Source organism: Photobacterium kasasachensis, from assembly GCF_050336885.1.
Classification (GTDB): domain Bacteria; phylum Pseudomonadota; class Gammaproteobacteria; order Enterobacterales; family Vibrionaceae; genus Photobacterium; species Photobacterium kasasachensis.
This window is the reverse complement of record NZ_JAKJSH010000072.1, coordinates 1-621: the sequence shown is the minus strand read 5'-3', so window position 1 is coordinate 621 and position 621 is coordinate 1. Positions and strand designations below refer to the sequence as shown.

The 621-nt window shown below is 54.8% G+C and carries 5 tRNA genes; all 5 read left to right on the top strand.

Going from position 1 to position 621, the window contains the following annotated elements:
• Positions 1-91: 91 nt before the first annotated feature.
• Positions 92-167: transfer RNA gene (locus L4D19_RS30420), tRNA-Gly, on the top strand.
• Between the two features lie 43 nt (positions 168-210).
• A tRNA-Met gene (locus L4D19_RS30415) sits at positions 211-287 on the top strand.
• A 2-nt stretch (positions 288-289) separates the two neighbouring features.
• A tRNA-Gly gene (locus L4D19_RS30410) sits at positions 290-365 on the top strand.
• A 44-nt stretch (positions 366-409) separates the two neighbouring features.
• A tRNA-Met gene (locus tag L4D19_RS30405) sits at positions 410-486 on the top strand.
• A gap of 2 nt (positions 487-488) precedes the next feature.
• Positions 489-564, top strand: a tRNA-Gly gene (locus tag L4D19_RS30400).
• The last annotated feature ends 57 nt before the right edge of the window (positions 565-621 follow it).

The following is a 621-nucleotide window of genomic DNA, read 5'->3' as shown; positions in this document are numbered from 1 at the left end:
GGGTGGAGCAGCTTGGTAGCTCGTCGGGCTCATAACCCGAAGGTCGTCGGTTCAAATCCGGCCCCCGCAACCAATTCTCTTATGAGAATATGCGACACTAGCTCAGCTGGTAGAGCGCAACCTTGCCAAGGTTGAGGTCACGAGTTCGAACCTCGTGTGTCGCTCCAATTTGATAAGTTCTCACGGTACTTTGAACGGTGAAAATACGGACGCGGGGTGGAGCAGCTTGGTAGCTCGTCGGGCTCATAACCCGAAGGTCGTCGGTTCAAATCCGGCCCCCGCAACCAATGCGACACTAGCTCAGCTGGTAGAGCGCAACCTTGCCAAGGTTGAGGTCACGAGTTCGAACCTCGTGTGTCGCTCCAATTTGATAAGTTCTCACGGTACTTTGAACGGTGAAAAATACGGACGCGGGGTGGAGCAGCTTGGTAGCTCGTCGGGCTCATAACCCGAAGGTCGTYGGTTCAAATCCGGCCCCCGCAACCAAAGCGACACTAGCTCAGCTGGTAGAGCGCAACCTTGCCAAGGTTGAGGTCACGAGTTCGAACCTCGTGTGTCGCTCCAATTTGATAAGTTCTCACGGTACTTTGAACGGTGAAAAATACGGACGCGGGGTGGAGC